At 66.8% G+C, this 25,696-nt stretch carries 26 protein-coding genes; 5 read left to right on the top strand and 21 right to left on the bottom strand.

The features are described from left to right. Nucleotides 1-113: 113 nt before the first annotated feature. Together ACP7AR_RS02970 and ACP7AR_RS02965 are read left to right on the top strand one after the other, a co-directional pair. Nucleotides 114-1,709: an ATP-binding protein gene (locus ACP7AR_RS02970; RefSeq protein ID WP_426182564.1), complete on the top strand. Its 1,596-nt coding sequence runs from the start codon at nt 114-116 to the stop codon at nt 1,707-1,709. Continuing rightward, a complete protein-coding gene (locus ACP7AR_RS02965; protein ID WP_426182561.1) occupies nt 1,706-2,389 on the top strand; it encodes a response regulator in 684 nt (227 codons plus the stop codon). Before ACP7AR_RS02970 ends, ACP7AR_RS02965 begins: the two co-directional genes overlap by 4 nt. 9 nt (nt 2,390-2,398) lie before the next feature. On the opposite strand, the gene ACP7AR_RS02960 is transcribed toward ACP7AR_RS02965, so the two are convergent. The 10 genes from ACP7AR_RS02960 to rplU form a co-directional block, all read right to left on the bottom strand. Beyond that, nucleotides 2,399-3,088: an SDR family oxidoreductase gene (locus ACP7AR_RS02960; protein ID WP_426182558.1), complete on the bottom strand. Its 690-nt coding sequence runs from the start codon at nt 3,086-3,088 to the stop codon at nt 2,399-2,401. Nucleotides 3,089-3,106: 18 nt separating this feature from the next. Beyond that, nucleotides 3,107-3,490: a ribosome silencing factor gene (gene rsfS, locus ACP7AR_RS02955; protein WP_426182555.1), complete on the bottom strand. Its 384-nt coding sequence runs from the start codon at nt 3,488-3,490 to the stop codon at nt 3,107-3,109. Continuing rightward, complete coding sequence (locus ACP7AR_RS02950; protein ID WP_426182552.1) at nt 3,490-4,674, bottom strand: hypothetical protein; 1,185 nt, start codon at nt 4,672-4,674, stop codon at nt 3,490-3,492. Before ACP7AR_RS02950 ends, rsfS begins: the two co-directional genes overlap by 1 nt. After that, complete coding sequence (nadD, locus tag ACP7AR_RS02945) at nt 4,671-5,273, bottom strand: nicotinate-nucleotide adenylyltransferase (protein WP_426182550.1); 603 nt, start codon at nt 5,271-5,273, stop codon at nt 4,671-4,673. The genes ACP7AR_RS02950 and nadD overlap by 4 nt, the downstream gene beginning before the upstream one ends. A 5-nt stretch (nt 5,274-5,278) precedes the next feature. Then, nucleotides 5,279-5,503, bottom strand: coding sequence for a hypothetical protein (locus tag ACP7AR_RS02940; protein WP_426182547.1), 225 nt, complete (start codon nt 5,501-5,503; stop codon nt 5,279-5,281). A gap of 52 nt (nt 5,504-5,555) precedes the next feature. Continuing rightward, a complete protein-coding gene (locus ACP7AR_RS02935; protein WP_426182544.1) occupies nt 5,556-6,869 on the bottom strand; it encodes a glutamate-5-semialdehyde dehydrogenase in 1,314 nt (437 codons plus the stop codon). 47 nt (nt 6,870-6,916) lie between these two features. After that, on the bottom strand, nt 6,917-7,711 hold the full coding sequence (gene proB, locus ACP7AR_RS02930) for a glutamate 5-kinase (RefSeq protein WP_426182541.1): 795 nt from the start codon (nt 7,709-7,711) through the stop codon (nt 6,917-6,919). Continuing rightward, nucleotides 7,708-9,219, bottom strand: coding sequence for a GTPase ObgE (gene obgE, locus ACP7AR_RS02925; protein ID WP_426182538.1), 1,512 nt, complete (start codon nt 9,217-9,219; stop codon nt 7,708-7,710). The genes proB and obgE overlap by 4 nt, the downstream gene beginning before the upstream one ends. A 119-nt stretch (nt 9,220-9,338) precedes the next feature. After that, complete coding sequence (gene rpmA, locus ACP7AR_RS02920; protein ID WP_033107563.1) at nt 9,339-9,599, bottom strand: 50S ribosomal protein L27; 261 nt, start codon at nt 9,597-9,599, stop codon at nt 9,339-9,341. A gap of 20 nt (nt 9,600-9,619) precedes the next feature. Further along, entirely contained in the window at nt 9,620-9,928 is a 309-nt protein-coding gene (rplU, locus tag ACP7AR_RS02915) for a 50S ribosomal protein L21 (protein ID WP_426182535.1), read from the bottom strand. Between the two features lie 215 nt (nt 9,929-10,143). On the opposite strand from rplU, the gene ACP7AR_RS02910 reads away from it, so the two are divergent. Continuing rightward, the gene (locus ACP7AR_RS02910; RefSeq protein ID WP_426182532.1) at nt 10,144-10,413 is read left to right on the top strand and encodes a DUF4031 domain-containing protein; all 270 of its coding nucleotides are present in this window, start codon (nt 10,144-10,146) and stop codon (nt 10,411-10,413) included. Here the strand turns inward: ACP7AR_RS02910 and ACP7AR_RS02905 are convergent. Then, the gene (locus ACP7AR_RS02905; protein ID WP_426182529.1) at nt 10,375-12,801 is read right to left on the bottom strand and encodes an Rne/Rng family ribonuclease; all 2,427 of its coding nucleotides are present in this window, start codon (nt 12,799-12,801) and stop codon (nt 10,375-10,377) included. The two genes, ACP7AR_RS02910 and ACP7AR_RS02905, sit on opposite strands and share 39 nt — an antisense overlap. Before the next feature lie 296 nt (nt 12,802-13,097). On the opposite strand from ACP7AR_RS02905, the gene ACP7AR_RS02900 reads away from it, so the two are divergent. Further along, nucleotides 13,098-13,709, top strand: a complete 612-nt coding sequence (locus ACP7AR_RS02900; protein WP_426182527.1) for a vitamin K epoxide reductase family protein — start codon at nt 13,098-13,100, stop codon at nt 13,707-13,709. 94 nt (nt 13,710-13,803) lie between these two features. Here ACP7AR_RS02900 and ndk read toward each other — a convergent pair whose 3' ends face one another. From ndk to ACP7AR_RS02865, 7 genes are all read right to left on the bottom strand, one after another. Beyond that, nucleotides 13,804-14,217: a nucleoside-diphosphate kinase gene (gene ndk, locus ACP7AR_RS02895; RefSeq protein ID WP_426182524.1), complete on the bottom strand. Its 414-nt coding sequence runs from the start codon at nt 14,215-14,217 to the stop codon at nt 13,804-13,806. 1 nt (nt 14,218) lies between these two features. Next, a complete protein-coding gene (locus tag ACP7AR_RS02890) occupies nt 14,219-14,641 on the bottom strand; it encodes a DUF4233 domain-containing protein (RefSeq protein ID WP_426182521.1) in 423 nt (140 codons plus the stop codon). Continuing rightward, the gene (locus ACP7AR_RS02885; RefSeq protein ID WP_426182518.1) at nt 14,638-15,990 is read right to left on the bottom strand and encodes a bifunctional folylpolyglutamate synthase/dihydrofolate synthase; all 1,353 of its coding nucleotides are present in this window, start codon (nt 15,988-15,990) and stop codon (nt 14,638-14,640) included. The genes ACP7AR_RS02890 and ACP7AR_RS02885 overlap by 4 nt, the downstream gene beginning before the upstream one ends. Next, nucleotides 15,987-19,373 (bottom strand): isoleucine--tRNA ligase, encoded by a 3,387-nt coding sequence (gene ileS, locus ACP7AR_RS02880; protein WP_426182515.1) that lies wholly within the window; start codon nt 19,371-19,373, stop codon nt 15,987-15,989. Before ileS ends, ACP7AR_RS02885 begins: the two co-directional genes overlap by 4 nt. A 354-nt stretch (nt 19,374-19,727) precedes the next feature. After that, a complete protein-coding gene (locus ACP7AR_RS02875) occupies nt 19,728-20,573 on the bottom strand; it encodes a DUF559 domain-containing protein (RefSeq protein ID WP_426182512.1) in 846 nt (281 codons plus the stop codon). Nucleotides 20,574-20,803: 230 nt separating this feature from the next. Further along, nucleotides 20,804-21,493: a hypothetical protein gene (locus ACP7AR_RS02870; protein WP_426182510.1), complete on the bottom strand. Its 690-nt coding sequence runs from the start codon at nt 21,491-21,493 to the stop codon at nt 20,804-20,806. After that, complete coding sequence (locus ACP7AR_RS02865; protein ID WP_426182507.1) at nt 21,493-21,651, bottom strand: CopG family transcriptional regulator; 159 nt, start codon at nt 21,649-21,651, stop codon at nt 21,493-21,495. Before ACP7AR_RS02865 ends, ACP7AR_RS02870 begins: the two co-directional genes overlap by 1 nt. A gap of 67 nt (nt 21,652-21,718) precedes the next feature. Between ACP7AR_RS02865 and ACP7AR_RS02860 the strand changes: the two genes are divergently transcribed. Then, nucleotides 21,719-22,369 (top strand): pentapeptide repeat-containing protein, encoded by a 651-nt coding sequence (locus ACP7AR_RS02860; RefSeq protein WP_426182504.1) that lies wholly within the window; start codon nt 21,719-21,721, stop codon nt 22,367-22,369. Between the two features lie 17 nt (nt 22,370-22,386). Here ACP7AR_RS02860 and ACP7AR_RS02855 read toward each other — a convergent pair whose 3' ends face one another. The 3 genes from ACP7AR_RS02855 to ACP7AR_RS02845 are packed head-to-tail and all read right to left on the bottom strand — an operon-like array spanning nt 22,387 to nt 25,690. After that, nucleotides 22,387-23,877: a dipeptide ABC transporter ATP-binding protein gene (locus ACP7AR_RS02855; protein ID WP_426182501.1), complete on the bottom strand. Its 1,491-nt coding sequence runs from the start codon at nt 23,875-23,877 to the stop codon at nt 22,387-22,389. After that, nucleotides 23,874-24,740: an ABC transporter permease gene (locus ACP7AR_RS02850; RefSeq protein ID WP_426182498.1), complete on the bottom strand. Its 867-nt coding sequence runs from the start codon at nt 24,738-24,740 to the stop codon at nt 23,874-23,876. Before ACP7AR_RS02850 ends, ACP7AR_RS02855 begins: the two co-directional genes overlap by 4 nt. Beyond that, nucleotides 24,737-25,690 (bottom strand): ABC transporter permease, encoded by a 954-nt coding sequence (locus tag ACP7AR_RS02845; protein WP_426182495.1) that lies wholly within the window; start codon nt 25,688-25,690, stop codon nt 24,737-24,739. The genes ACP7AR_RS02850 and ACP7AR_RS02845 overlap by 4 nt, the downstream gene beginning before the upstream one ends. Nucleotides 25,691-25,696: the final 6 nt, after the last annotated feature.

Genomic DNA, 25,696 nt, shown 5'->3' with positions numbered 1-25,696 from the left:
TGACGCGAGCCTAGAAGCGTGTGCATCGGCGGATCTGTTTGTGTTCAGAACGGTGAATTCTGGTCATTTCGTAACCTCCGTCGGGTCATCGCGGCTCGCCTAGCATGGGGAGTGTGGTGAAGGCGATGACGCTCCGCACGCAGCTGGTGCTGCTGCAGGTCGTCATCGTGCTCGCGATCGTGCTGACGGCCGGCCTCGCCGCGATGCTGATGCAGGAGCGGCAGATCCGCGAGGCATCGCAGGAGCGAATGGTGGCGGTGGCGCAGTCCGTCTCCCAGCTCCCGACGATCGTCGAGGCCTACCAGGCTCCGGACCCGTCCGCAGTGATCCAGCCGATCGCCGAACTCATCCGCGATTCGTCCAACGTGGCGTACGTCGTGGTGACGGATGATCACGGCATCCGTTTCTCGCACCCGAACCCCGATCGCATCGGTGAGCCGGTCTCGACTGACCCCAGCGTCGCACTCTCCGGCGAGACGTACGTCGGGACCCAGACCGGCACTCTCGGAGAATCGTGGCGCGTGAAGGTGCCGGTGTTCGATGCGGAAGAGGACGTGATCGGACAGGTATCGGTCGGCATTCTCGAATCGGAGCTGCGAGCGGACTTCGTCGGCGACATCACCGGTTTCCTGCTCGCTCTCGGCGCCGCCACCGTGATCGGCGTGATCGCCGCGACAGGGGTCGCCAGAATCGTCCGCCGCCGCATCTACGGACTCGAGCCCGATGACATCCGCGGCCTTCTGGAGACGAGGGAGGCCACACTCCACGGAATCCGTGAGGGCATGCTCGCTTTGGACGAGCGGGGAATCGTATCGCTCTGCAACGATGCCGCAGCGCGGCTGCTGGGGCTGTCCGGCCCTGCAGAGGCCGCAGGGCGGCCGGCGTCAGAGCTGCTGGACGGTCTGGCCGCTCTCGTCACCGAGACGGAGGTCGACGACGATGCCGCGCCGCAGCGCCTCGTACTGTCCGGGGAACGCGTGCTCGTCGCGAGAGCCGCACCCGTGCGTGTTCAGGAGAGGCGTGTGGGCACTGTCGTCACCCTGATGGATCGTACTGAGCTCGATCGTGCGCTGCGCGAGCTGGCAGGCGCACAGAGCCTCGCAGAAGGACTGCGCGCCCAGCAGCATGAGTTCTCCAACACCCTGCACACGATCGGCGGCCTCATCGAGCTCGGCGAGTTCGATGCTGCTCGTCGTGTCGTCGATCGTGCCGGAGACGGCGGAGCGCTGAGTAGACTGGACGCACCACACGGCGTACAGGACATCGAACTCGCGGCGATCCTGCTGGCCAAGCGCGCACGCGCACGTGAGCTGGGGGTGAACCTCACGATCTCGGATGACGGGCGGCTGCCGGCCCGCCAGGGAGACGGCGATCTCGGCACAGTCGTGGGCAATCTGCTGGACAACGCCATGGACGCCGCCGCTCGCGGCGGTCACGTGGCCATATCGATCACGCAGACCGACGACGGCGGCATCCGCATCGGTGTCGAGGACGACGGCCCAGGGGTGCCGATGGAACGGCGCGGCGACGTCTTCCGCCTCGGGTACTCCACCAAGACCGACGATCGCCAGCGCGGTTACGGGCTGACTCTCGTCGCTCGCGTCGTCGATCGTCTCGGCGGCTCGGTCGAGCTTTCGCCCTCCGAAAGCGGTGGTGCGCGCTTCACCGTGCGAATCCCGGCATCCGCACTCGCCGAGGCGGGCGCATGAGCCGGTTGCGCACTCTCATCGTCGAGGACGACTTCGCCGTCGCGCACGTCACTCGTGGGTTCGTGGAGCGGCATCCGCACTACGAAGTCGTCGGGGTCGCGCCGACGGGCGCAGACGCGCTGCGCGCGCTGGACGAACTCGAACCGGATGTCATGCTGCTGGACGTGTATCTGCCCGACATGTCCGGCATCACGGTGCTGCGACGAGCCCGCGCCGCTGGTGCACACGTCGAGGTCGTCGCCGTCACGGCCGCCCGCGACCTGGAGACGGTGCGTCGCGCCCGCGCGCACGGCGTGCACCACTACGTGGTGAAGCCCTTTCCGATGCGGACATTGCATGAGCGTCTCGATGATGTGTGGCGTGTGCTCGCACGTGATGCGGAGTACACCGCCACCGGCGAGCTCGACCAGGCGAGTGTCGACGCGCTCATGCGACGTGATGCGATCGCGATGGCGGGGCAGCGCAAGGGCGTCTCACGCGTCACCCTTCAGCGTGTGGTGCAGGCGATGCAGGAAGGTCGTGAGCCGCTGTCGGCCAGCGAGCTCGCCGAAGTCCTCGGGATGTCGCGGGTCAGTGCGCGACGTTATCTCGAGCGCCTCGTGGAGTCAGGGCTCGCCGCGAGCTCTCCTACTTACGGCGCCGTCGGTCGGCCGGAGCTTCGATACCAACTGCGCGGATGAGAGCGCGCCTCACCGACCAGGTCGCACCGAGAGATCGACGACCTGCGCATCGCGGGGCAGATCGAGCGCGGTCAGGATCGTCGTCGCCACCGAATCAGGATCGATGAAGAGCTCAGGATCGTACTCGCGACCCTCCTGCTGATGCACGCGTGCCTGCATGGGCGTGGATGTGCGTCCGGGGAAGATCGACGTCACGCGGACACCGCTCTCCGTCTCTTCGGCACGCAGCGCGTCAGCGAGGGCCTTGAGCCCGTGCTTCGATGCCGCGTACGCGGACCAGTTCGCGTGAGCGCGCAGACCTGCACCGGAGTTCACGAAGACCACCTGGCCGCGTGAGACCCGCAGCACGGGAAGAAGCAGACGCGTGAGCTCGGCGGGTGCGATCAGGTTGACGGCCAACTGCCGTTCCCACAGCGTCGGTGAGAGATCCGCGACGCTTCCCAGATCGACGACTCCTGCGACATGCACCAGCGAGTCGATGCGCTCCGGGAGGTTCTGCTTCGACAGCGCCCACGACAGACGTCCCGGCTGCGCGAGATCTCCGACGAGGGTCGATGCGCCGGGAAACTCCGCAGCGATCTCACGCGCGCGACCGGCATCCCTGGCGAAGAGCACGAGTTCATCGCCCCGATCGAGCAGGCGACGCGCGAGGGCGGCGCCGATGCCCGATCCGGCACCGGTGATCAGGTGCACGCTCATGTCAGGGAAGCCGTCACGTCAGATGCTGTCGGTCGTGGCGGACTCGGCGACATCGATCGGGACGACAGGGCAGTCCTTCCAGAGCCGCTCCAGGCCGTAGTACACGCGCTCTTCGCCATGGAAGACGTGCACGATCAGGTCACCGAAGTCCAGCAGGACCCAACGGGCTTCCTGGCGTCCTTCGCGGCGGACACGCTTGTGGCCGGCCTCGATGAGCGTGTCTTCGATCTCATCGGCGATCGCGGCGACGTTGCGCTCGCTGTTACCGGTGACGATCAGGAAGATGTCGACGAGCGGCAGTGGTTCCGACACGTTCAGCGCGACGAGATCCTCCCCGCCCTTGGACACGGCGGCGGATGCTGCGAGCTGCAGCATCTCTTCGGCATTTTCAGGTGATTGCATCAAGAGAATATATTCGTGGTGAATGCGACGATGAGCGCCACGGCGAGGGCGAGCGCGAGCCCGCCCGCCGTGATGGCCAAGATCAGCATGAGCTTGTTGCCCTTTTCAGGCGCCGGGGGTCGGATGACCTCACCGGCAGGTTTGATCGTGCTGATCGCGGAGCTTGCCGCGATCGGCGTAGGAGAGGATGCCGAGGGCAGCTCTCCATCGATGAGCACGGCATCCGATTCCTTGCCGTCTGCGGCGCCGTGCGCGTGGCCCTGCGAACCGATACCCCGCGGAAGCTCATAGCTTCCCGTCACGAGAATCTCGCCCGTGGAGGCGACCGGGCCTGAAAGAGATCCCTCGCCCGGCGACGGGTTGAAGATCAGTGTATTCGGAGCAAGATGCTGAGAGCCGCCGGAATCAGCGGTGATGAGCTCATCGAACGACGGTGCGAATGAGGGCACCTCGCTCTTTTCCGCGAGCAGACCGTTGCCGAACGTCGGGTTGACGACGAGGTTCTCCCCCGTCGCGACCGGCTCGGCGACGGGCAGCTCGTCCGATTCGGCATCGTCGGCGGCGTCCTCGTCGTCGTCCGCGTCGACGTCGAGGACGCTGATCGGGTCTTCGTCGTGCACGTCGACGGGCGATTCTTCCGGCGAGTCCGCAGTGGGCTCGTCGGCGTCGAGTGGGATGTCACCGGTGGAATCAGCAGCGACAGCGGCGCTCACGGGCGCGATGTCGACCGCGTCTTCGTCGAGATCGTCCTCTTCGTCGTTTACGTCGGCATCGTCCTCGTCAGCGTAGACAGCCGGTGGCTGCTCGTCGTCCGCGGTCGCCGCAGCGAAAGTCGGTACGCCGGAGACGACTTCTTCGTCTGCAGCTTCATCGGCCGCGGCAGCGTCTGATTCCTCGGGCGTGATCACGGGGACGGACGCCGTGCGGATGCGCTCCTGCTCCCGCGCCTGGCGGCGGGTGAGCGGCGCGTATTCCAGGTCGACGTCGGCGTCCGCGGTCGGAACCGGCTCGATCTCGACGGGCTCAGCGGGTCGCGGCACCGGAACCGCCGGCGCGGGTTGCGCTTCGCCTGCGGCAGCCGCCGCCTCTTCTTCGCTGATCACCGGTGTGCTGCCGGTGAGACGAATCTCCCGCATCTGCTTGCGGGTCAGCGGCGTTTTCCCCTGCTGATCCGATGTACTCATGCCTTGCTCCGATACAGATGATGCTTCGCTATGTACTGAACGACCCCGTCGGGAACGAGATACCAGACCGGCTGATCATCGCCTACGCGCTCTCGACAGGCTGTCGACGAGATCGAGAGGGCCGGAACCTCCAATTGGCTGACGTTCTCGCTCGGCAGTCCATCTGTGCTGAGGACATGTCCTGGACGGGATACCGCGACGAAGTGGGCCAACTCCCACAACTCATCATGGTCCCTCCAACTGAGAATTTGCGCCACGGCATCGGCTCCGGTGATGAAGAAGAGCTCAGCATCGGGCCGCTCACGCTTCAGATCGCGCAACGTGTCGATCGTGTAGGTGGGTCCCTCACGGTTGACGTCGACCCTGCTCACCGTGAACCGGGGGTTGGACGCGGTGGCGATCACCGTCATCAGATAGCGGTGCTCGCTGGGCGTGACGTTCGACTTCTGCCACGGGTGACCCGTGGGAACGAACACGACCTCATCGAGGTCGAACGAGTGTGCGACCTCGCTCGCCGCGACCAGGTGCCCGTGGTGAATCGGGTCGAAGGTTCCGCCCATCACTCCGATTCTCGGGGCGCGCGTGGTCGTGGTCTCCATACGCCCTAGTGGCCGTGCCCTGCCCCGTGGCCGTCCTTGCCGTGCTTCTCAGCCCAGGCCTCGGCCTTGGCCGAGTGACGGTTCGCGACGTTGCGGTAGGAGAAAGTGACGAGACCGAGCAATGCGAACAGCGCCGCGGCGATGAGGCCGAAGATGAGAGTCTCCATGGCCACGTTCCCGTGGTGCTCCGTTTCGGCTGCAGCCATCGCAATCTGTGCGACGAGGTTCATCCTGACTCCGTTTCGTGACCGGTTGCGAGAAGACGCTCGTCCATCCTATCGCTCAGGCGCGCGTCTGACCCGACCCACGCGCGAGCCATTTCGTGCTCGTCAGCTCGGAGAGTCCCATCGGACCACGCGCATGCAGCTTCTGAGTGGAGATCCCCACCTCCGCGCCGAACCCGAACTCGCCTCCGTCGGTGAACCGGGTCGACGTATTCACCATCACGACCGCCGAATCCACCTCGGCGAGGAACCGCTCGGCGTTGCGGGTGTCCGTCGTCACGATCGACTCGGTGTGACCGGTGCTGTACTGGCGGATATGCGCGAGCGCGTCATCCAGAGTGTCGACGACCCTCATCGCGATCTCGAGGCCGAGATACTCGGTCGCCCAGTCCTCCTCCGTGGCCGGGATGATGTTGCCGACCATCCCCGCCACGACGTCGTCGCCGTGGATCGCGACGCCCTCGCTGTGCAGCGCACTCGCGATCATGGGGACGAGATGGGGTGCCGCCTGCCGCAGCACGAGTACGGTCTCCACGGCGTTGCAGACGCTGGGTCGCTGCACCTTGGCGTTCACGACGATCTCACGCGCCCAGTCATCCGGTGCTGATTCGTCGAGAACGATGTGCACGTTGCCTGCACCGGTCTCGATCACGGGCACGGTCGACTCGGTGACCACGGTCTCGATCAATGATGCGCTCCCGCGAGGCACGAGCACGTCGACGAATCCACGCCCGCGCATGAGCGCCTTCGCACCGTCACGACCGAAGTCGTCGACGGTCTGGATCGCCTCCGGCGTCACGCCTGCCCCCTGGAGCGCATCGCGCATCACCCGGACCAGCACTGTGTTGGACTCCCGTGCAGCGCTGCCGCCGCGCAGCACGCTGGCATTTCCGGAGCGCAGAGCAAGGGCCGCGATGTCGACGGTGACGTTGGGCCTTGCCTCGTAGATCACCCCGACCACTCCGAACGGCACTCGCACCTGCTCGAGGGCGACGCCGTTGGGCATGCGGTGACCGCCGACGACCTGTCCTACAGGATCTGCGAGAGCTGCGACCTCGCGCACTGCAGAAGCCAGCGCCGCGATGCGCTTCTCGTCGAGACGCAGCCGATCGATCAGACCATCGCTGATTCCGCTCGCACGACCGCGTTCGACGTCGCGTGCGTTGGCATCGATGATCACCGAGGCATTCGCCTCCAGCGCACGTGCGATCGCCTCAAGCACACGCACCTTGTCATCGCTGGTGAGACGCGCGATGGCGCGAGACGCCTCTTTGGCCCGCACGAGACGGTCCTGCGCGGTCTCCGACGACTCGGTCGGCAGCACCGTCTCAGACGAAGCGGCACTGTCAGTCGAGGAAGCGGTGTCGATCATCCGGTCATTCTATCGGCGCCGATCCGCGTCCGATCGCTGATGACGAATCAGACGACCGCGGGCTCGGCCGGCTCGAACCACGTGCCGATGTCCTTGCCGGTGAGCGCTTCGCCGACGAGGTCGGCGCTCGTGACGAGAACGCCGATTCCGGATGCTGCGGCGAGTCTCGCTGCGGAGACCTTGGTCGCCGCCCCACCGGTTCCGACGCTGTTCACGACCGTCGCGCCGAACTCGAGACCCGCGAGGTCGGCATCCGCGGCGATCAGCTCGATCGGCTCGGCGTCCGGTTCGGTCGGCGGCTTCGTGTAGAGCGCCTCGATGTCGCTGAGAAGCACCAGAGCGTCGGCCTGGATGAGCTGCGCCACCAGTGCCGCGAGCCGGTCGTTGTCGCCGAAGCGGATCTCCTGCGTTGCGACGGTGTCGTTCTCGTTCACGATCGGAAGGATTCGCAGGCCGAGCAGACGCTCCATCGCCCGACGGGCGTTGCTGCGCGACATCGCGTTCTCGAGATCGCCGGTGGTGAGCAGCACCTGGCCGGCGACGACCTTGAATGGGCGCATCGCCTCCTGGTAGCGGTAGACGAGGATGTTCTGCCCGACTGCAGCGGCGGCCTGCTGCGTCGCGAGATCGGTGGGCCTGGCATCCAGATCCAGGAACGGGATGCCGGTGGCGATGGCGCCGGATGAGACCAGCACGACCTCGCACCCACGCGCGTGCGCAGCCGCGAGAGCGTGGACGATCATAGGGATGCGCCACGAGGACTCACCGCTGATCGACGAAGACCCGACCTTCACGACGATGCGCTCGGCTGTGGCCAGCTCTGCGCGCGTGCGTGCGGTCATGCGCCGTCTCCGTCGAAGTCCTCCTCGACCGTGACGCGACGCTTCAGGTCCTGCTCGGCGCGGATCGCCGCCTTGGCGTCCATCCGCTCGTAGTACTTCTCGCGACGCTCACTCGTCGTGCGTCGCGAATTCGGCGCGAGACGCGGGTCGGTGCCACGCGGCGCGGTCATCAGCTCCGCGGCAGAGCTCATCGCCGGCTCCCAGTCGAACACCAGTCCCTCACCCTCGCCGATGACGACGGTGGCTCCCGGTGTCGCGCCGAGGCGGAAGAGCTCGGTCTCGACGCCGAGACGCTCGAGACGATCGGCGAGGTAGCCGACGGCCTCTTCGTTCTGGAAGTCGGTCTGCTGAACCCAACGCACCGGCTTCTCACCGAGTATGCGGTAGTACGTTCCGTACGATCCGCCTTCGACGCGGATCGTGAACGGCTTCTCCGAGCCCCGGGGCCGGATGACGACGCGCTCGACGGGCACTTCAGCCGCGGTCTCGGCGCGATGCTTCTCGACGATCTCGCCGAGCGCGAATGTCAGCGGACGCAGACCCTCGTGCGAGACGGTCGAGATATCGAAGACACGGAAGCCGCGTGCTTCGAGCTCGGGGCGCACGAGATCGGCGAGGTCGCGAGCCTCGGGAACGTCGATCTTGTTGAGGGCGACGAGCTGCGGTCGCTCCAGGAGCGGCGTCTGCCCCTCTGGCACCTCGTATGCAGCGAGTTCGGCGAGGATGACGTCCAGATCCGAGATCGGGTCGCGACCTGGTTCGAGCGTCGCGCAGTCGAGGACATGCAGCAGCGCGGAGCAGCGTTCCACGTGGCGGAGGAACTCGAGTCCGAGGCCGCGGCCTTCGCTTGCGCCCTCGATGAGACCTGGGACGTCAGCGACGGTGTAACGGGCGTCACCTGCCTGGACCACGCCCAGGTTCGGGTGAAGCGTGGTGAAGGGGTAGTCCGCGATCTTCGGACGAGCCGCGGATACCGCGGCGATCAGGCTCGACTTGCCTGCTGAGGGGTAGCCCACCAGGGCGACATCGGCGACGGTCTTGAGCTCGAGCGTGATGTCACCCTCGAAGCCGGGGGTGCCCAGCAGGGCGAAGCCCGGTGCCTTGCGCTTCGTCGTGGCGAGCGCGGCGTTGCCGAGCCCCCCGCGTCCACCCTGCGCGACGACGAAGCGGTCGCCGGGGACGACCATGTCGACGAGCACTTCACCATCAGGAGTCTTCACAACGGTGCCGACCGGCACGGGAAGCTCCAATGCCTCCCCGTCGAAACCGGAGCGATGATCCCCCATACCGAAACCGCCGTTCGCCGACTTGCGGTGCGGCGAGTGGTGGTACGACAGCAGCGTGCCGGTCTGGTCGTCTGCCACGAGCACGATGTCGCCACCGTTGCCGCCGTTGCCGCCGTCGGGACCACCGAGGGGCTTGAACTTCTCACGGTGGACGGAGACACAGCCGTTGCCGCCCTTGCCGGCGCGCAGATGCAGCGTCACCGTGTCGACGAACGTGACCATGTCTGGTTTCCTCTGGTTGCTGAGCCTGCCGATGCATCCTGGGCCCCTCGAAGGACCCTCAGATACGCGGACGGGGCGAGCCGAAGCCCGCCCCGAACCGGATGTGTGCTGTGCTGCGATTACTCCGCAGCAGCGGCGACGATGTTGACGACCTTGCGGCCGCCCTTCGCGCCGAATGCGACCGCGCCCGCCTCAAGAGCGAACAGCGTGTCGTCACCGCCACGGCCGACGTTGACGCCGGGGTGGAAGTGGGTGCCGCGCTGACGGACGATGATCTCGCCTGCGCTGACCTGCTGACCGCCGAAGCGCTTCACGCCCAGTCGCTGGGCGTTGGAGTCACGACCGTTACGGGTGGAGCTTGCGCCCTTTTTATGTGCCATGTCCTGAGCCTCTTCTGTGCTTACTTGATGCCGGTGATCTTGACGCGCGTCAGGTCCTGACGGTGACCCTGGCGCTTCTTGTAGCCGGTCTTGTTCTTGAACTTCTGGATGACGATCTTCGGGCCGCGAAGGTTGCCGATGACCTCTGCGGTCACCTTGACCTTTGCCAGCTTGTCGGCGTCGGTGGTCACCGTAGCGCCGTCGACGAGGAGCACTGCGGCCAGTTCGATCTTCTCGCCCTGGGCAGCCTTGACACGGTCGAGCTGAACGATCGTGCCGACCTCGACCTTCTCCTGCCGTCCACCGGCGCGCACTACTGCGTAAACCACTTCATACCTGTTTCGTTGGGGAGCTCACGGCTCCGTAAATCTCACGGGAAGACTGTGCCTGCGTTCGTCGCAAGTCCGACGGGTGCGAGCACAAGGCTGTACCGCGCCGACCCGTGGGGACGACTCAGCTCGCGCACCAAAGGACAACTTTACCGGATAGAGGGCCGAGTCGCAAAGCGAGCCGGCCCGCGTGTTCAGCGCCGTAGGATCGCGGAGTGACCGTACTGATCGATGACCCCATCTGGCCAGCGCACGGACGGCTCTGGGCCCACCTCGTCAGCGAGGACAGCCTCGACGAACTGCACGCGTTCGCGCTCGGGAACGGCATTCCGGCTCGCGCCTTCGATCTCGATCATTACGACGTGCCGGACGACGCACTCCCCCGGCTCATCGCCGCCGGCGCTGTGCGCGTCGGCGGCAAGGAGCTCACGAGGAGACTGATCGCCTCAGGACTCCGAGTCCCCGCCCGCGACCGACGTCGCTGACGAGTTCACAGACACAGGAGTGCCGGTGAGTGCCGCAGTCGTGACCCGGCGCCTGTTGCGACCCTGACCGGGTGCCTTCGGCTCGGGAAGGGCATCCAGCACGGAGTCCAGCAGCTGCTCGGCCTGCGTCTTCGGCGCCGCTTTGGCGCGCTCTGACGAACGCTTCTTGCGGGGCTTCTTCGGCCGTTCGACGGGTGCCTGCTGCTCGGTTTCGCCCACAACGGCCGCATCGACACCGGCACCGGTGTCCGCGACGGCATCCGCACTCGGCGCGCGCGTCGAGGCCGCGATCTGTGCGAGCGCTGTCTTGGCGCCCTCGGGAATGCTGTGCGTCGCAGTGCTGGACGGCTGAGTGCTCTGACCCTGCTGACCGTTCCCCCCGCGCTGGCGGCGGTTGTTCGATGGGCCACCGTTGGTGGAGCTCGAACGGTGCTTGACCACCGGGTCGTGGTGCACGACGACTCCGCGACCGGCGCAGACCTCACAGGCTTCGCTGAAGGTCTCCAGGAGGCCCAGGCCGAGCTTCTTGCGGGTCATCTGCACGAGGCCGAGCGAGGTGACCTCTGCGACCTGATGCTTGGTGCGGTCACGGCTCAGGCACTCGATCAGTCGACGCAGCACGAGATCACGGTTGGATTCGAGCACCATGTCGATGAAGTCGACGACGATGATGCCACCGATGTCGCGCAGTCGCAGCTGGCGGACGATCTCCTCCGCTGCCTCGAGGTTGTTCTTCGTGACGGTCTCCTCGAGGTTTCCCCCTGAGCCGACGAACTTGCCCGTGTTCACGTCGACGACTGTCATGGCCTCGGTGCGGTCGATGACGAGGGAGCCGCCCGAGGGCAGCCACACCTTGCGGTCCAGCGCCTTCTCGATCTGCTCCGTGATGCGGAACGCGTCGAACGGGTCGGTCTCGTCCTCGTACGGTTCGACGCGCTCGAGCAGATCAGGAGCGACGCTCTCCAGGTACGCGCGGATGGTCTGCTGAGCATCCTCGCCCTGGATCAGCATCTTCGTGAAGTCCTCGTTGAAGACGTCACGGACGATCTTGACGAGGAGGTCCGGTTCGGCGTGCAGCAGCGCAGGAGCCGACTGGTTCTCGACCTGCTTGCGGATGTGCTCCCACTGACTGGTGAGACGCTGCACGTCGCGGGTCAGCTGGTCCTCTGTCGCGCCCTCTGCCGCGGTGCGGACGATGACGCCAGAAGATTCGGGCAGCACCTCCTTGAGGATGCGCTTGAGGCGAGCCCGCTCGTTGTCTGGAAGCTTGCGCGAGATGCCGTTCATCGACCCGTTCGGCACGTACACGAGGTAGCGCCCCGGGAGGGAGATCTGGCTGGTGAGGCGGGCGCCCTTGTGGCCTACCGGGTCCTTCGTGACCTGCACGAGGACGCGGTCGCCCGGCTTCAGCGCCAGCTCGATGCGGCGGGGCTGGTTGCCCGTGTCGATGCCGTCCCAGTCGACCTCGCCGGAGTAGAGCACCGCGTTGCGTCCGCGACCGATGTCGACGAAGGCTGCTTCCATGCTCGGCAGCACGTTCTGCACGCGACCGAGGTAGACGTTGCCGATCAGCGATGCATCCTGGTTACGGGCGACGTAGTGCTCGACGAGCACGCCGTCTTCGAGGACGCCGATCTGCGTGCGCGAGTTCTTGGAGCGAACGACCATCTTGCGGTCCACTGATTCGCGGCGAGCGAGGAACTCGGCCTCGGTCACCACAGGGCGACGACGTCCGGCATCCCGGCCGTCGCGGCGGCGCTGCTTCTTGGCCTCGAGGCGGGTCGAGCCCTTTATCGCCTTCGGTTCGGTGATGTACTCGACGGCGCGCTGGCGCTGACGAGGCTCATCGCGCTGCTCGTCGCCGTCGCTGCTGCCACGACGACGGCGTCCACGACGCGCTGACGGAGACTCGTCCTCATCACTGTCGCGGAGATCGCGATCGCGACCACCACGGGAGTCACTACGAGAGTCGCGCTCACGATCGCGATCACGGTCGCGGCCGGGCAGTGCCGGCAGCGGAACGATCTCGGGAGCGTAGAAGCGCAGTTGAGTCGACACCTGCGAGACGAACACCTCGGGGATCAATCCCAACGTGACGGCGGTGACGGGTTCGGGCTTCGTCGGCGCTGCCGGTGCGGAATCCGTGACGGGTTCAGCCTTCGGCTCCTCAGGTGCAGCCTCCGGCGCCTCAGGCTCAGCCACGGGCTCCTCAGGCGCAGCCACGGGCTCCTCAGGGGCATCCGCCTGCGGGGACTCCTCAACGATCGCCTCGACGGAGTCGGTCTCGACGACCGTGTCCGGGGCGGGAAGCGTTTCCTCCGGTGTTACCGAAGCCTCCGCATCCGCGTCGAGGGTAGGGGTGTTGTTGTCATTGTTCTCATCGGCCATCTCTGGCTAACTCCCTGCGCGGAGCACCGGATGCTCCGCGAAATCTCATGCGGCACCCGCGGGTGCCGCGAACTCACTCGGTTTGCGACCGGCTCATGGCTCTGATCGCGAGGGGCATTGGACCCCGAAGTCTGCGTCGATGCGTTTTGCGGCGGCGCCGCTCGATGCATCAGATGTCATTATCGCACCTTGTGGGCCAGTTCGCGGCATCCGGAGCATCAGAGCGGCGGAGTCCGCGCTGTTGCGCCGTTCATGACTGGTCTGCGATCCATAGGATCCGCTGAGATAATCGCGACATGAGCGAGCAGCGCACCCGCCCCGTCGGCTTCGGAATCTGGTTGATCGTAGCCAGCGTGATCGGCTGGTGGGCGGCGTTCCAGCTCACAGTCGAGAAGTTCGCGCTGCTGGAGAACCCGCAAGAGGCGCTGGCCTGCGATCTCAGCCCGTTCATCCAGTGCAGCACGAACCTCGAGTCATGGCAGGGCTCCGTCTTCGGCTTCCCGAACCCGCTGATCGGCCTCACCGGTTGGATGGCACCGCTGGTCGTGGGCGTCGCTGTTCTCGCTGGGGCTCGCTTCCCGCGCTGGTTCTGGGCCGCGTTCGGGGCCGGCATCACGTTCGCGTTCGGCCTCGTCTGCTGGCTGATCGCACAGAGCCTCTACGATCTGTTCGTGCTGTGCCCCTGGTGCATGGTGACGTGGGCCGTCACGATCCCCACGTTCTTCGCGACGATGGTGCACCTGCTGCGCAACGGGACGTTCACCCGTTCTGAGAAGGTGCGCGCCCGCGCCGGACGCCTGATGCCGTGGGTGCCGCTCGCGACGATCCTGGCGTACGCGCTCATCGTGCTGATGGCGCAGTTGCAGGGGCTCGACTTCCTCGGCGAGATGGCGAGCATCCTGTTCTGAGGTGCGACGCGGGTGGGGCTCCTACTCTCTGACGCTCGCTCGACCTCGCCTCGACCTGGACTCAATGCCGCTGCGCGGCATTGAGTCCAGATCGTCAGAACCAGATGCTCAGCTCACGAGCGGCGGACTCAGGGCTGTCCGATCCGTGCACGAGGTTCTGCTGCACGGCGAGGCCCCAATCGCGGCCGAGATCGCCGCGGATCGTGCCGGGTGCAGCGGTGGTCGGGTCGGTGGTGCCGGCGAGCGAGCGGAAACCCTCGATCACGCGGTTGCCGGTGAGGCGGATCGCCACTGACGGGCCGGACATCATGAACTCGAGCAGGGGCTCGTAGAACGGCTTGCCCTCGTGCTCTGCATAGTGCTCGGCGAGCACATCGCGGTCGGGCTCGACGAGGCGGATGTCGACGAGTGCGTATCCTTTCGCCTCGATGCGGGCGAGGATCGTGCCGGTGAGGCCGCGGGCGACGCCGTCGGGCTTGACGAGGACGAGGGTTTCTTCGGTGGCCATGTCAATCGCTCTCTCTGTGAGTTTCGGTTTCTTCAGTGAGTCGGCTCGGGTCGGAAGGACGTCGTGCGTCCAAACGGGCCCCCATGATCGTCGCATATGCCCACATGCCACCGAAAACCAGCACGACGAGAAGGATGGCGGGTACGAAGAACGCCGACAGCGCCACGATCACCTGCAGCACCCATCCCGCGCTGATCGCCCACGGCCTGGTGATCATGCCGGCCACAGCCACCATCGCGATCGCCACCACGACGCCTCCGACGATCGCCCACCACTGCGGCAAGCCCCAGGGAAGCGAGTTGAGTCCGAAGATCGTCAGCCCGACGAGCAGCACGACGATCGCCTCGAATCCGAGGACGATCGGTGCGAGCTTCTGCACCAGCGTGCGGGGAGCGCGGGCGTGGCGCGGTGCGGCATCGCTCATGCGCGCCACCCCGACTTCCAGTCCTCTTCCTCCGCCAGGGCGATCGCTTCGCCTGCCAGGACGATGGATCCGGCGATCACGACCGCGCGACGATCCGACGAGGCGGCCCATTCGCGTGCCGCGTCTGCGGCTTCGGCGAGTGACGGATGCACCGTGGCACGGTGCCCGGCCGCCTCGACGAGATCGGCGATGGCATCCGCATCATTCGAACGGTCACTCTCTGGGGCGGTAGCGAACACGTGGGACGCCGCAGGTGCGAGTTCGGCGATGATGCCGGCTGCGTCCTTGTCTGCGAGCACGCCGAGCACGAGCCCCCACTCATCGAAGTCGAAGCTGTCGTCGAGCGACTGAGCGAGCGCCTTCGCCCCGTGCGGATTGTGAGCTGCGTCGACGACGACTGTCGGCGCGATACCGAGCAGCTGGAGTCGTCCTGGGGAGGTCGCGCCCTGCAGTCCCTCCGTGATGATGTCGCCGGCGATGTGCTGCGACCCTGCGCCGATCAATGACTCGACGGCGGCCACGGCCAGTGCCGCGTTATGACCCTGGTGCGCGCCGTACAGCGGCAGGTACTCCTCGACGTAGGCGCCGGCGAGGCCGCGGATCGTCAGAAGTTGACCTCCGACTGCGAGCTTCTGATCTGTCAATCCGAACCCATCGCCTTCGAACGCGATGGTCGCGTTCTTCGAGCTCGCGACGCGACGCAGCACCTCGGCGGCCTCATCCGGCTGCTGCGCGGACACCACGGCCGCGCCGTCCTTGATGATGCCGGCCTTGACCTCCGCGATCTTCCCGATCGTGTCGCCGAGACGGTCGGCGTGGTCGATGGCGATCGGGGTGAAGACGGCGACGTCGCCGTCAGCGGTGTTCGTGGAGTCCCACGAGCCGCCCATACCCACTTCGAGCACGAGCACATCGACCGGAGCATCCGACGCGGCGACGAACGCCAGCACCGTGAGCAGCTCGAAGAAGGTCAGCGGAGCATCTCCGGACTTCTCGAACTCGGCATCCACGATCGCGACGAAGGGCTCGATCTCATCCCAGGCGTCAGCGACAGCACCATCGTCGATGGGCTCGCCGTCGATCATGATCCGCTCCGTGAAGCGCTCCAGATGCGGGCTCGTGAACAGCCCGGTGCGCAGACCGTGCGCGCGCAGCAGGCTCTCGATCATGCGGGCCGTCGACGTCTTGCCGTTGGTGCCGGTGATGTGCACGACGCGGTAGGTGCGCTGCGGGTCGTCGAGGAGCTCGAGGATGCGCGCGGTGCGCTCCTTGCGCGGTTGCACCCAGCGCTCCCCCGCCCGCTCGAGCAGAGCGTCGTAGACAGCGTCGGCGCGACTGCGGTCACTCATGCGGATGCCCCCTCGATGTTGGAGTCGATCGTGACGATGATCGCGGACTTGTCCGAGCCGAGCGCTGTGGCGCCGCTGCGGAACACGCCGTCGCCGGGGCTGGTGACGGTCCGCACCAGCTCGTCCATGTCGTCGGTCGGCTGCACGGCGAAGGCGACGGCGAGCGTCTCCCCCGCGATCAGGTCGGCGTGTCCGCGCAACGCGTCGGCGTTCTCCGGCGAGACGTTCAGTGCCAGGACGATGCGATCGCTGACGTCCAGACCGGCGTTCTTGCGCGCCTCCTGAACGACGCGGATCGCGTCGCGCGCCATGCCCTCGGATTCGAGTTCGGGCGTGGTCTGGGTGTCGAGCAGGACGAAGCCGCCGCTCGGCACGATCGCGAGCGCCTCGCCTTCCGGCCGGCCCGTCGTCTCGAGCGCGAGCTCGTATTCGGCGGGCTCGAGCGCGATCCCGTCGACGATGACCACGCCGTCCTTCTCTTCCCAGAGTCCTGCTCTCGCGCCGGCGATCACGTGCTGCACCTGCTTGCCGAGGCGCGGCCCTGCTGCACGCGCGTTCACGCTCAGCCGGTGACTGATGCCGTATTCGGCTGCCGCTGTGTCGGTGAGCTGGACGAGCTCGACCGACTTCACATTGAGCTCGTCGCGCAGGATGTCCTCGAACTGTCCGAGGGTGTGCGCCAGCGGCGAGACGACGCTGAAGCGTGCGAGCGGCAAGCGCACGCGCAGCTTCTCCTTCTTGCGCAGCGCGTTGCCGACGCTGGAGAGCTCGCGCACGGCATCCATCGCGTCACGGATGTCATCCGCAGCCGGGAACGCGTCAGCATCCGGCCAGTCGGTCAGGTGGACGCTGCGACCGCCGGTGAGTCCCTGCCACACACGCTCGCTGACGAGGGGCACGAGCGGGGCGGCGACGCGAGTGAGCGTCTCGAGCACGGTGTAGAGCGTGTCGAAGGCCTCGCGGCTCTTCTGATCGTCGGTCACGCCCGTCCAGAAGCGGTCCCGCGAACGGCGGATGTACCAGTTCGTCAGCACCTCGGCGAAGTCGCGGAGTCGAGCGGATGCCGTGGTCGAGTCGAGTCCTTCGAGATCGGCGCGTACCTCCCGGACGAGATCGCCGAGGCGCGCCAGGATGTAGCGGTCGAGCACGTCGGTGGAATCGGTGCGCCATTCGGCTTCGTACCCGCCGCCCGAAGCGTCGGCACCACCAGCGCCAGCGGCATTCGCGTACGTCGCGAAGAAGTACCACGAGCTCCACAGCGGCAGCAGGAACTCCCGGACGCCGGCGCGGATGCCTTCTTCCGTGACGGCGAGGTTGCCTCCGCGCAGCACTGAACTCGACATAAGGAACCAACGCATCGCGTCGGAGCCGTCACGGTCGAGGACCTCGGAGACGTCAGGGTAGTTGCGAAGCGACTTCGACATCTTGTAGCCGTCGCTGCCTAGCACTATGCCGTGGCAGCTGACGCCGGTGAACGCCGGCCGGTCGAACAGCGCGGTCGACAGCACGTGCATGAGGTAGAACCACCCACGAGTCTGCCCGATGTACTCGACGATGAAGTCGGCAGGCGAGTGCGAGTCGAACCACTCCTGGTTCTCGAACGGGTAGTGCACCTGGGCGTACGGCATGGATCCGGAATCGAACCAGACGTCGAAGACGTCCTCGATGCGGCGCATCGTGCTCTGCCCTGTCGGGTCATCGGGGTTGGGCCTGGTGAGCTCGTCGATGTACGGGCGGTGCAGGTCGACTTCGCCCTCCGGGTTGCGCGGCAGCGTACCGAAGTCGCGCTCCAGATCCTCGAGCGAACCGTACGCGTCGACGCGAGGGTGCTCAGGGTCATCGCTCTTCCAGATCGGGATGGGCGAGCCCCAGTAGCGGTTGCGGCTGATCGACCAGTCGCGCGCCCCCTCGAGCCACTTGCCGAACTGGCCGTGCTTGACGTTCTCCGGCACCCACGTGATCTGCTCGTTGTTGGCGAGCATCTTGTCCTTGATGTCCGTGACACGCACGAACCAGCTCGAGACCGCCTTGTAGATCAGGGGGTTCCGGCAGCGCCAGCAGTGCGGGTAGGAGTGCTCGTAGCTCGCCTCGCGGACGAGCCGCCCGCTGTCCTTGAGCAGGCGGATGAGCGGACGGTTGGCGTCCATCCACAACTCACCTGCGACGTCGGTGACGTTCGGGAGGAACCGTCCGCCGTCATCGAGGGAGATGATCGTCGGGATGCCGGCCGCGCCGGCCACTCGCTGGTCGTCTTCACCGTAGGCGGGAGCCTGGTGGACGATGCCCGTGCCGTCGGTGGTGGTGACGTAGTCGTCGGCGAGGATGCGCCAGGCGTTCTGCGTGCCGTAGGTCTCGGCGTCGGCGTAGTAGTCGAACAAGTGGTCGTAGGTGACATCCTGCAGTTGGGCGCCCGTGACTGTGGCGTCGACAGCGGCCACAGCATCCGCCGCCGACTCGTAGCCGAGATCCTTGGCGTAGCCGGCGAGCAGGTCGCGGGCCAACAGGTAGCGGTGGGCGGATGCCTCGACCGGCTCGTCCGCGTTGTGCACGTCGGCAGCGCCGGCCGGTCCGGCAGGGAGGACGACGTACTCGATCGCAGGCCCCACGGCGAGCGCGAGGTTGGTCGGCAGGGTCCATGGGGTCGTCGTCCACGCGAGGGCGCGGACGCCTGTGAGTCCGAGCGACTCGGCCTTGGCGCCGGTGAGCGGGAACGTGACGGTCACGGACGGATCCTGACGCATCTTGTACACGTCGTCGTCCATGCGCAGTTCGTGGGCGCTGAGCGGCGTCTCATCGCGCCAGCAGTACGGCAGCACCCGGTAGCCCTCGTAGGCGAGACCCTTGTCGTACAGGGTCTTGAACGCCCAGAGCACACTCTCCATGTAGTTCGTGTCGAGCGTCTTGTAGCCGCGTTCGAAGTCGACCCAGCGCGCCTGGCGCGTGACGTAGTCCTGCCACTGGTCGGTGTACGTGAGAACCGATTCGCGCGCCTTCGCGTTGAAGACGTCGATGCCCATGGCCTCGATCTCGCTCTTCTCGGTGATGCCGAGCTGCTTCATCGCTTCGAGCTCCGCGGGAAGACCATGCGTGTCCCAGCCGAAGACACGGTCGACCTTCTTGCCGATCATGGTCTGGAACCGCGGGAAGAGGTCCTTGGCGTACCCGGTCAGCAGGTGGCCGTAGTGCGGCAGCCCGTTGGCGAACGGTGGGCCGTCGTAGAAGACCCACTCTTCTGCGCCCTCGCGCTGCGCGATGGATGCGCGGAAGGTGTCGTCCTGCTCCCAGAAGTCGAGCACCTCGCGCTCGATCTGCGGGAACCGAGGGCTGGGAACGACGGAGGCGTCGGCGGCGGGGCCGAAGGCGGAGGGTCGAGGGTAGGTCATGTGTGCTCGCAGTGCTCGTGGCGGATGCTCCGTGCGAGGACGATCCTCTCGGACCGCGGTACCACCTCACGTGCGGTGCCTCACGGCACTGCCACTCTCACTGCGGCGATGACGGGCCTGCCCCGCTCGGTTCTACTTGGCCGTGCCCGTCAAGGCATCGGCCGTTCTTCCGAGAGCTCCCCGGTGATGGCCGGATCAAAGCGTGTGCGTCCATTGTACGCGTGGTCGTGGTAGTGGTGGTGCGTGCGCTTCGCTCGGAGATGTGCAGCTTCTTCGGAGGCTTCTCGCCGCCTCTCTCCGAAGAAACTGCACATCTCCGAAGAACATTGCGCAGCCTAGGGGGCTGACTGCCCGTCAGGCAGCGAGATGCAGACCCTGGGCGACTGCTCGCATGATCAGATCCTGGACCGTCGGCCATTCGAACATCAACTGCTGGTAGCTGATTCGGATCACGTGAAATCCCATCAGGCTCAGTTCGGCGTCATGCCGGATGTCCTCGCTTCGCTGTGCGCCGACGTGGTGCTTCCCGTCGATCTGCAGCACGAGTCGTTCGCCGATCAACGTATCCACTCGGTGACCTGCGATCCACGCCTGGACGACCATCGGGAGCCTCAGCCAGCGCAAACGGTTGCGCAGATAGGTCTCGGTCCCGGCATCCGCGAAGGGATTCGCTGCAGCCAGCAGCTGCCTGGCCTCCGGTCTCCACGGATACTCGGCCAGCCCGGTCAGTGTCACCAAACCCTGATTGAGTGCCGACTCCCACGTTGCCAGGGCGCCTTCATAGGGCTCGCACACTGCCACGATCGCGAGCACATTCTCGATCGGATCCACCAACGCGTCCGGGTGACGACGAAGCAGCGGTATCGACCAGTGAACGTGCGCGCTCTCTATCTTCTTGCCAGCGCTGTTCGGCCCAGCGCCGACGTGGAATATCGTCGGTGCTTCGTGCACCCAGAGTCCGAGTCGCGCAGCCTGGGAGACGCACGTGACGACGACCCCGGCGCGCGCGGCCGCCACCAGAACGGGATCAGCATCCGCGATCGCCACCCATCCTCGTCGGACGCGCGTGAGCACGCCCGACTGCAGCGCCGCGTCAAGCGCACGCCGACCCACGCCCAGCGTTCTGAGCCGTTCCACCCTCACGACGCCGCCCAGCTCGATCACGAGCTCGGCAGGGTCAGGAGTGTACGGATGGTGCATCCAGCCATACTTGACGACACGTCACCCGCTTCACTCTCGAGATCGCAGGATCTGTGAGCGGAAGACTCTCAGACGCCGTCGTGCAGAGCAGGTTCAGGAGTTGCTTCGTTCGGAGATGTGCGCGTTCTTCGGAGCTTTCGCCGCATGCTCTCCGAAGTGGTCGCACATCTCCGAAGAAACTGCACGCCGGGCAGAAGAAACTGCACGCCGGGCGCACCGTCGCTCACGACTCAGCGGTGATAGCCGTGCAGGTCATCCTGGATGCCGTTGATCCAGACCTCGGCGCCTCCGTCGGGATCGGCCACCCGCACAGTGCGCGCGAACGCCTCATCCACCACTGATGCCTCGAATCCGGCATCCGTCAGCCTCGAAGCACGCGCGTCGAGATCACCGCGCGCCTCGAACGACAGACCGATCCGCGGCTCGCCCTCATGCAGGCCGACCGAACCGCCGTCGCTGAGCATCTCCACCCAGCCGCCGCGATCCGCGGAGATGCCGGCACGAAGACCGAGCGACTCGAGGATCGTGCGAGGCTCGGCGAGATCCTCCTGGAACCAGATCGGCTGCACAGCGATGTCTCCACCTGCAGGCGCCGCGACTCCCGCCGACACCGTGACGGAGACACCAGATGCCGCACGAACGGTCAGCACCTCTCCGACGCCCTCCATGTCGGCGCGCGAGACATCGAAGGCCGACAGCGCGGATGCCGCGGCATTCAGATCATCGACGAGGAGGTGGATCTCGGTCGTCCCGGCGCCGTGCTCGGGCGTCACCTCGTGCACCGCCAGTACGCCGTCGGCGTGGAACTCGGCCCAGGCAGGATCCGGCGGGAACGGCGCGACGAAGCCGAGCGCCTCCGCCAGAAGCCACCAGCGCTGCGGCTTCGCGGTGTACACGATCTGCTGCACGATCACGGTCATCACTTCTCCTCCACGTAGGCACGAAGAGCTGATTCGACGAGAGCCGACAGGCTCACGCCGTCGTCGATCGCGCGGTGCTTCACCTCGCGGATCAGCTCAGGCGGGAGATACACGTTGAACTGAGCCTTCTTGTCGCCCGTCGAATCATTTGCTCGCATGCTAGCAACATAGCCAACGGCGGCGTCAGTCGCAAGCCGTGTCCGCACCACCCCGTACGCTCGAGGGGTGGCCCGCCCATCTGAATCCCCTGCTCCTCCCCGCGTCTCAGCACCCGACATCCCGCCTCACCTCAGCGATGTCTCGGCCGCACGCAACGCCGACCTGCTCGCCGCGCGGCTCGATCTCGCGGGCACGGTCGACCTCGCCTACGCATCTCTCGAGCAATGCGTGCTCGCCGCTGACGCCGACGGAATCGATCTGATCGGCGCGACGATCCTCGACGTCGACATCCCCGACATCCGCGTCGCGTCACTGAGCCTGCGCAACGCCGGCATACGCAGACTGCGCGTATCCGGCGGTCGCATCGGCACGCTCGACCTCAGCAGTGCCCGCATAGACGAGCTCGAGTTGCGCGATCTGCGCGTCGACTATCTGAACCTCGGCGGCGCGAAGGGCACCGACGTCCTCTTCACGGGATGCACGATCCGCACGCTCGACATGCCCCAGGCCGAACTCACCCGAGTACGCTTCGACGACTGCCGCAGCGACGAGGTCGACCCACGCGGTCTTCGGGCGACCGACGTCGATCTGCGCGGACTCGACGCGATCGCATTCGTGGACGCGAACGGGCTGCGCGGTACGACGCTCACGACGTTCCAGGTGCAGCACCTCGCACCGACACTGGCCGCCGGCGTCGGCATCCAGGTCAAGGACTGAGATTTCGCAGCGTACCCTCACCGCCCCGCGGCGATGAGCTCCTGAGTGAACGGATGCTGCGGAGCCGCGAAGACCGCGGCCACCGGCCCCTGCTCCACCACGACACCGTCCTGCATCACGAGCACGTCGTCCGAGACCGCAGCGACCACATCGAGGTCGTGGGAGACGAAGATCATCGTGAGTTCGCGCTCGCGCTGCAGACGACCGAGCAGTTGCAGCACCGTCTCACGCACGGACGGGTCCAGCGCGGAGACCGGCTCGTCGAGCACCAGCACATCAGGGTCGGCGGCGAGCGCACGCGCGATCGCTGCCCGCTGCCGCTGACCTCCGGACAGCTGCGCGGGACGGCGTCTGGCCAGCGACGGATCCAGATCCACTTCCTTCATCAGCGCCGCCACGCGCGCGCCGCGCGCCGCACGAGGCACCTCACCCGCCTCGAGCGCCTCGCGCAACGACCGCTCGATCGTCCAGCGCGGATCGAATGCACCGAGCGGGTTCTGGTGCACGAGCTGCACGCGGTGATCACCATTCCAGCGGAGGTCGCCTGAGTCCGGCCTCTCCACCCCCACGATCATTCGTGCCAGGGTGGTCTTGCCCGAACCCGACTCCCCGACGATCCCCAGTGTCTGGCCTCGCAGCAGTGTGAACGACGCACCCGCGACCGCGGGAACCCCCGAGAACGCCTTGGACACGTCCACACCGGTGAGCACCGCATCCCCCAGACCGAAGCGATCCGCACGCGGCTCATGCGTCGTCGCGGCGATCAGTCGTCGGGTGTATTCCTCCTGGGGTGCATCAAGCACATCGGCGACGGCGCCCTGCTCGATGACACGGCCGGATCGCATCACGAGCACACGATCCGCGACCCGGCGCACCGCCGCGATGTCGTGGCTGATGAAGACGACGGCGGTGCCTGCGTCCGCGATCGATCGCAGCAGAGTGAGCACTCGGGCCTGCACCGTGGCATCCAGCGCTGTCGTCGGCTCATCAGCGATGAGCACGGCAGGACCACCGGCGAGCGCAGAGGCGATCAGCGCCCGCTGACGAAGCCCGCCGGAGAGCTCATGCGGGTACTGCCCCATGCGCCGAGCGGCATCCGGCATGGACACCGACTCGAGCAGTTCCACGGCACGATGCCGACGCTCGCTTCGCGACAGGCGGGTGTGGATCGCGAGCGGCTCCGCCACCTCAGCCCCGACGCGGCGCAGCGGGTCGAGCGAGACCAGCGCGTCCTGCGAGACGAGTCCGACGCGGTTGCCACGCAACTCGCGCCATTCGGTATCGGAGAAGCCCCTCGCATCGACGCCGTCGACGTTCAGCACGTCAGCCGAGACGTGCGCGGCGTCCGGTGTCAGTCCGAGCAGTGCAGATGCTGTCAGGGACTTCCCGGCACCGGATTCGCCCACGATGGCCAGGCATTCGCCCGGAGACACCTCGAACGAGATGCCGTCGACGAGCAGCGTCCCGCGGATCGTGATCGACAGCTCGCGCACGGCGAGCGCACTCATGAGAGCCTCCCCTCGGCCCGTGCCCGCAGGCTCCGGCCGACGATCGTGGCCGACACTACGGTCAGCGTGATCGCGACGCCAGGGAACACGGCGATCCACCACGCCGACCCGAGCACGTTGCGCCCGGCAGAGAGCATCAGCCCCCATTCCGGCGCCGGCTCTGTCGGTCCGAGCCCGAGGAAGCTGAGGCCTGCGGCGGCGAGGATGCTGGAGCCGATCCCGATCGTCGCGAGCACGCTGAGCGAGCCGAGCACGCCGGGAACCACGTGTCGCACGAACGCCTTCATCGGCGGCACCCCGAGGATGCGCGCAGCCTCGACGTGTTCGGCGAGTGCGAGCGACCGCGTCTGGACTCGCGCCAATCTCACGTACACCGGGACAGCGGCAATGGTGACCGCGATCGCGACGTTGGTCGGTCCAGGTCCGAGGATCGCCACCACCACGAGCGCGACGAGGAACTCGGGGAACGCGAGCAGCACGTCCGTGACGCGCATCACAGTGGCGTCCACCGCCCGGGGCGCCTTTCCTGACAGCGCCCCGAGGACGAGTCCGGTCACAAGCGCCAGAGCAGTGGCGAGCAATCCGATTCCCACCGAACGACCGGCGCCGTGGACGACGCGTGAGAACACGTCGCGCCCGCTCTGATCCGTGCCGAACAGATGGCCGGCGCTCGGAGCCTCCAATGCGGCGCGGACGTCGGTGCGCAGCGGATCGTGCGTCGCCAACAGCTGTGGGAACAGCGCCATGACAGCCACCACGGCGATGACCCCGAGCGCGGCCCACATCAGCACACGACGCGGGCCGCCTGTCTGCCCCGGCGCGTGCACGCGCCCTGCCGCGCCCGGACGAGACGACACCGTCATGGGCGGGCCTCCCTGACACGGGCGTCGATGGGACGCAGACGAGGGTCGAGCACCGGGTACAGCAGCTCGACGACGAGGTTCACGACCACGAACACCACAGCGCTGAACAGGATGATGCCGGTTATCACTGGCAGGTCGCGGTCGGTGATCGCCGACAGGGTCACGCGCCCGAGTCCTGGTCTGGCGAACACCGTCTCGACGAGCACGGCGCCGCCCAGCAGCGACCCGACGAGGTAGGCGGCGAGTGTGAGAGCTCCCGCGGCGCCGTGACGGAGCGTATGGTGCGCGGCCAGCCGCACCTGCCCCGCCCCTCGCGCCCGCACAGTGGTCGCCCACGGCTGACGCTCAGCCGCCTCGATGCCGTCGCGGAGCACCTGGCCGAGCAGAGCCGCGACGGGAAGCGCGAGCGTGACCGCCGGAAGCACGATCGTCGCCGGATTGCGCGTGCCCGACACCGGGAACCATCCCAGTGCGAAGGCGAAGACACTCAGCAGAATGATTCCGATCCAGAAGACCGGCGAGGACAGCACCACCAGCTCGACTCCGGCCACGATGCCACGGGACACCCTTCCTCGGGCGAACAGCGCCACGGCGAGCGCGAGCACGACCGCGATCACGAGCGCCAGCGCCGTCAACTGCACGGTGGCGCCGAGCTGACGACCGATCACCTCGGTCACCGGCATCCGCAGCTGGTACGACTCCCCCAGGTTCCCCTGCTGCAGTTGCCACAGATATGAGAAGTACTGCTCCAGGGGTGGCCGATCCAGCCCGAGCTCTGCCCGGATGCCGTCCTTGACCGCTTCGCTCACCTGGGCCTGCGGCCCGAGCATCACCGAGACGGGGTCGCCAGGGATCACTCTGAAAGAGAGAAACGCGAGCGTGGCTGCACCCCAGAGGACGATGACGACGGATGCCGCGAGTCCCGCAATCCGGATGAGGAGAGCCTTCACGACCAG

Origin of the sequence: Microbacterium sp. TWP3-1-2b2, assembly GCF_049896145.1 — a bacterium.
Lineage (GTDB): Bacteria > Actinomycetota > Actinomycetes > Actinomycetales > Microbacteriaceae > Microbacterium.
This window is presented reverse-complemented; position numbering and strand designations above follow the sequence as displayed.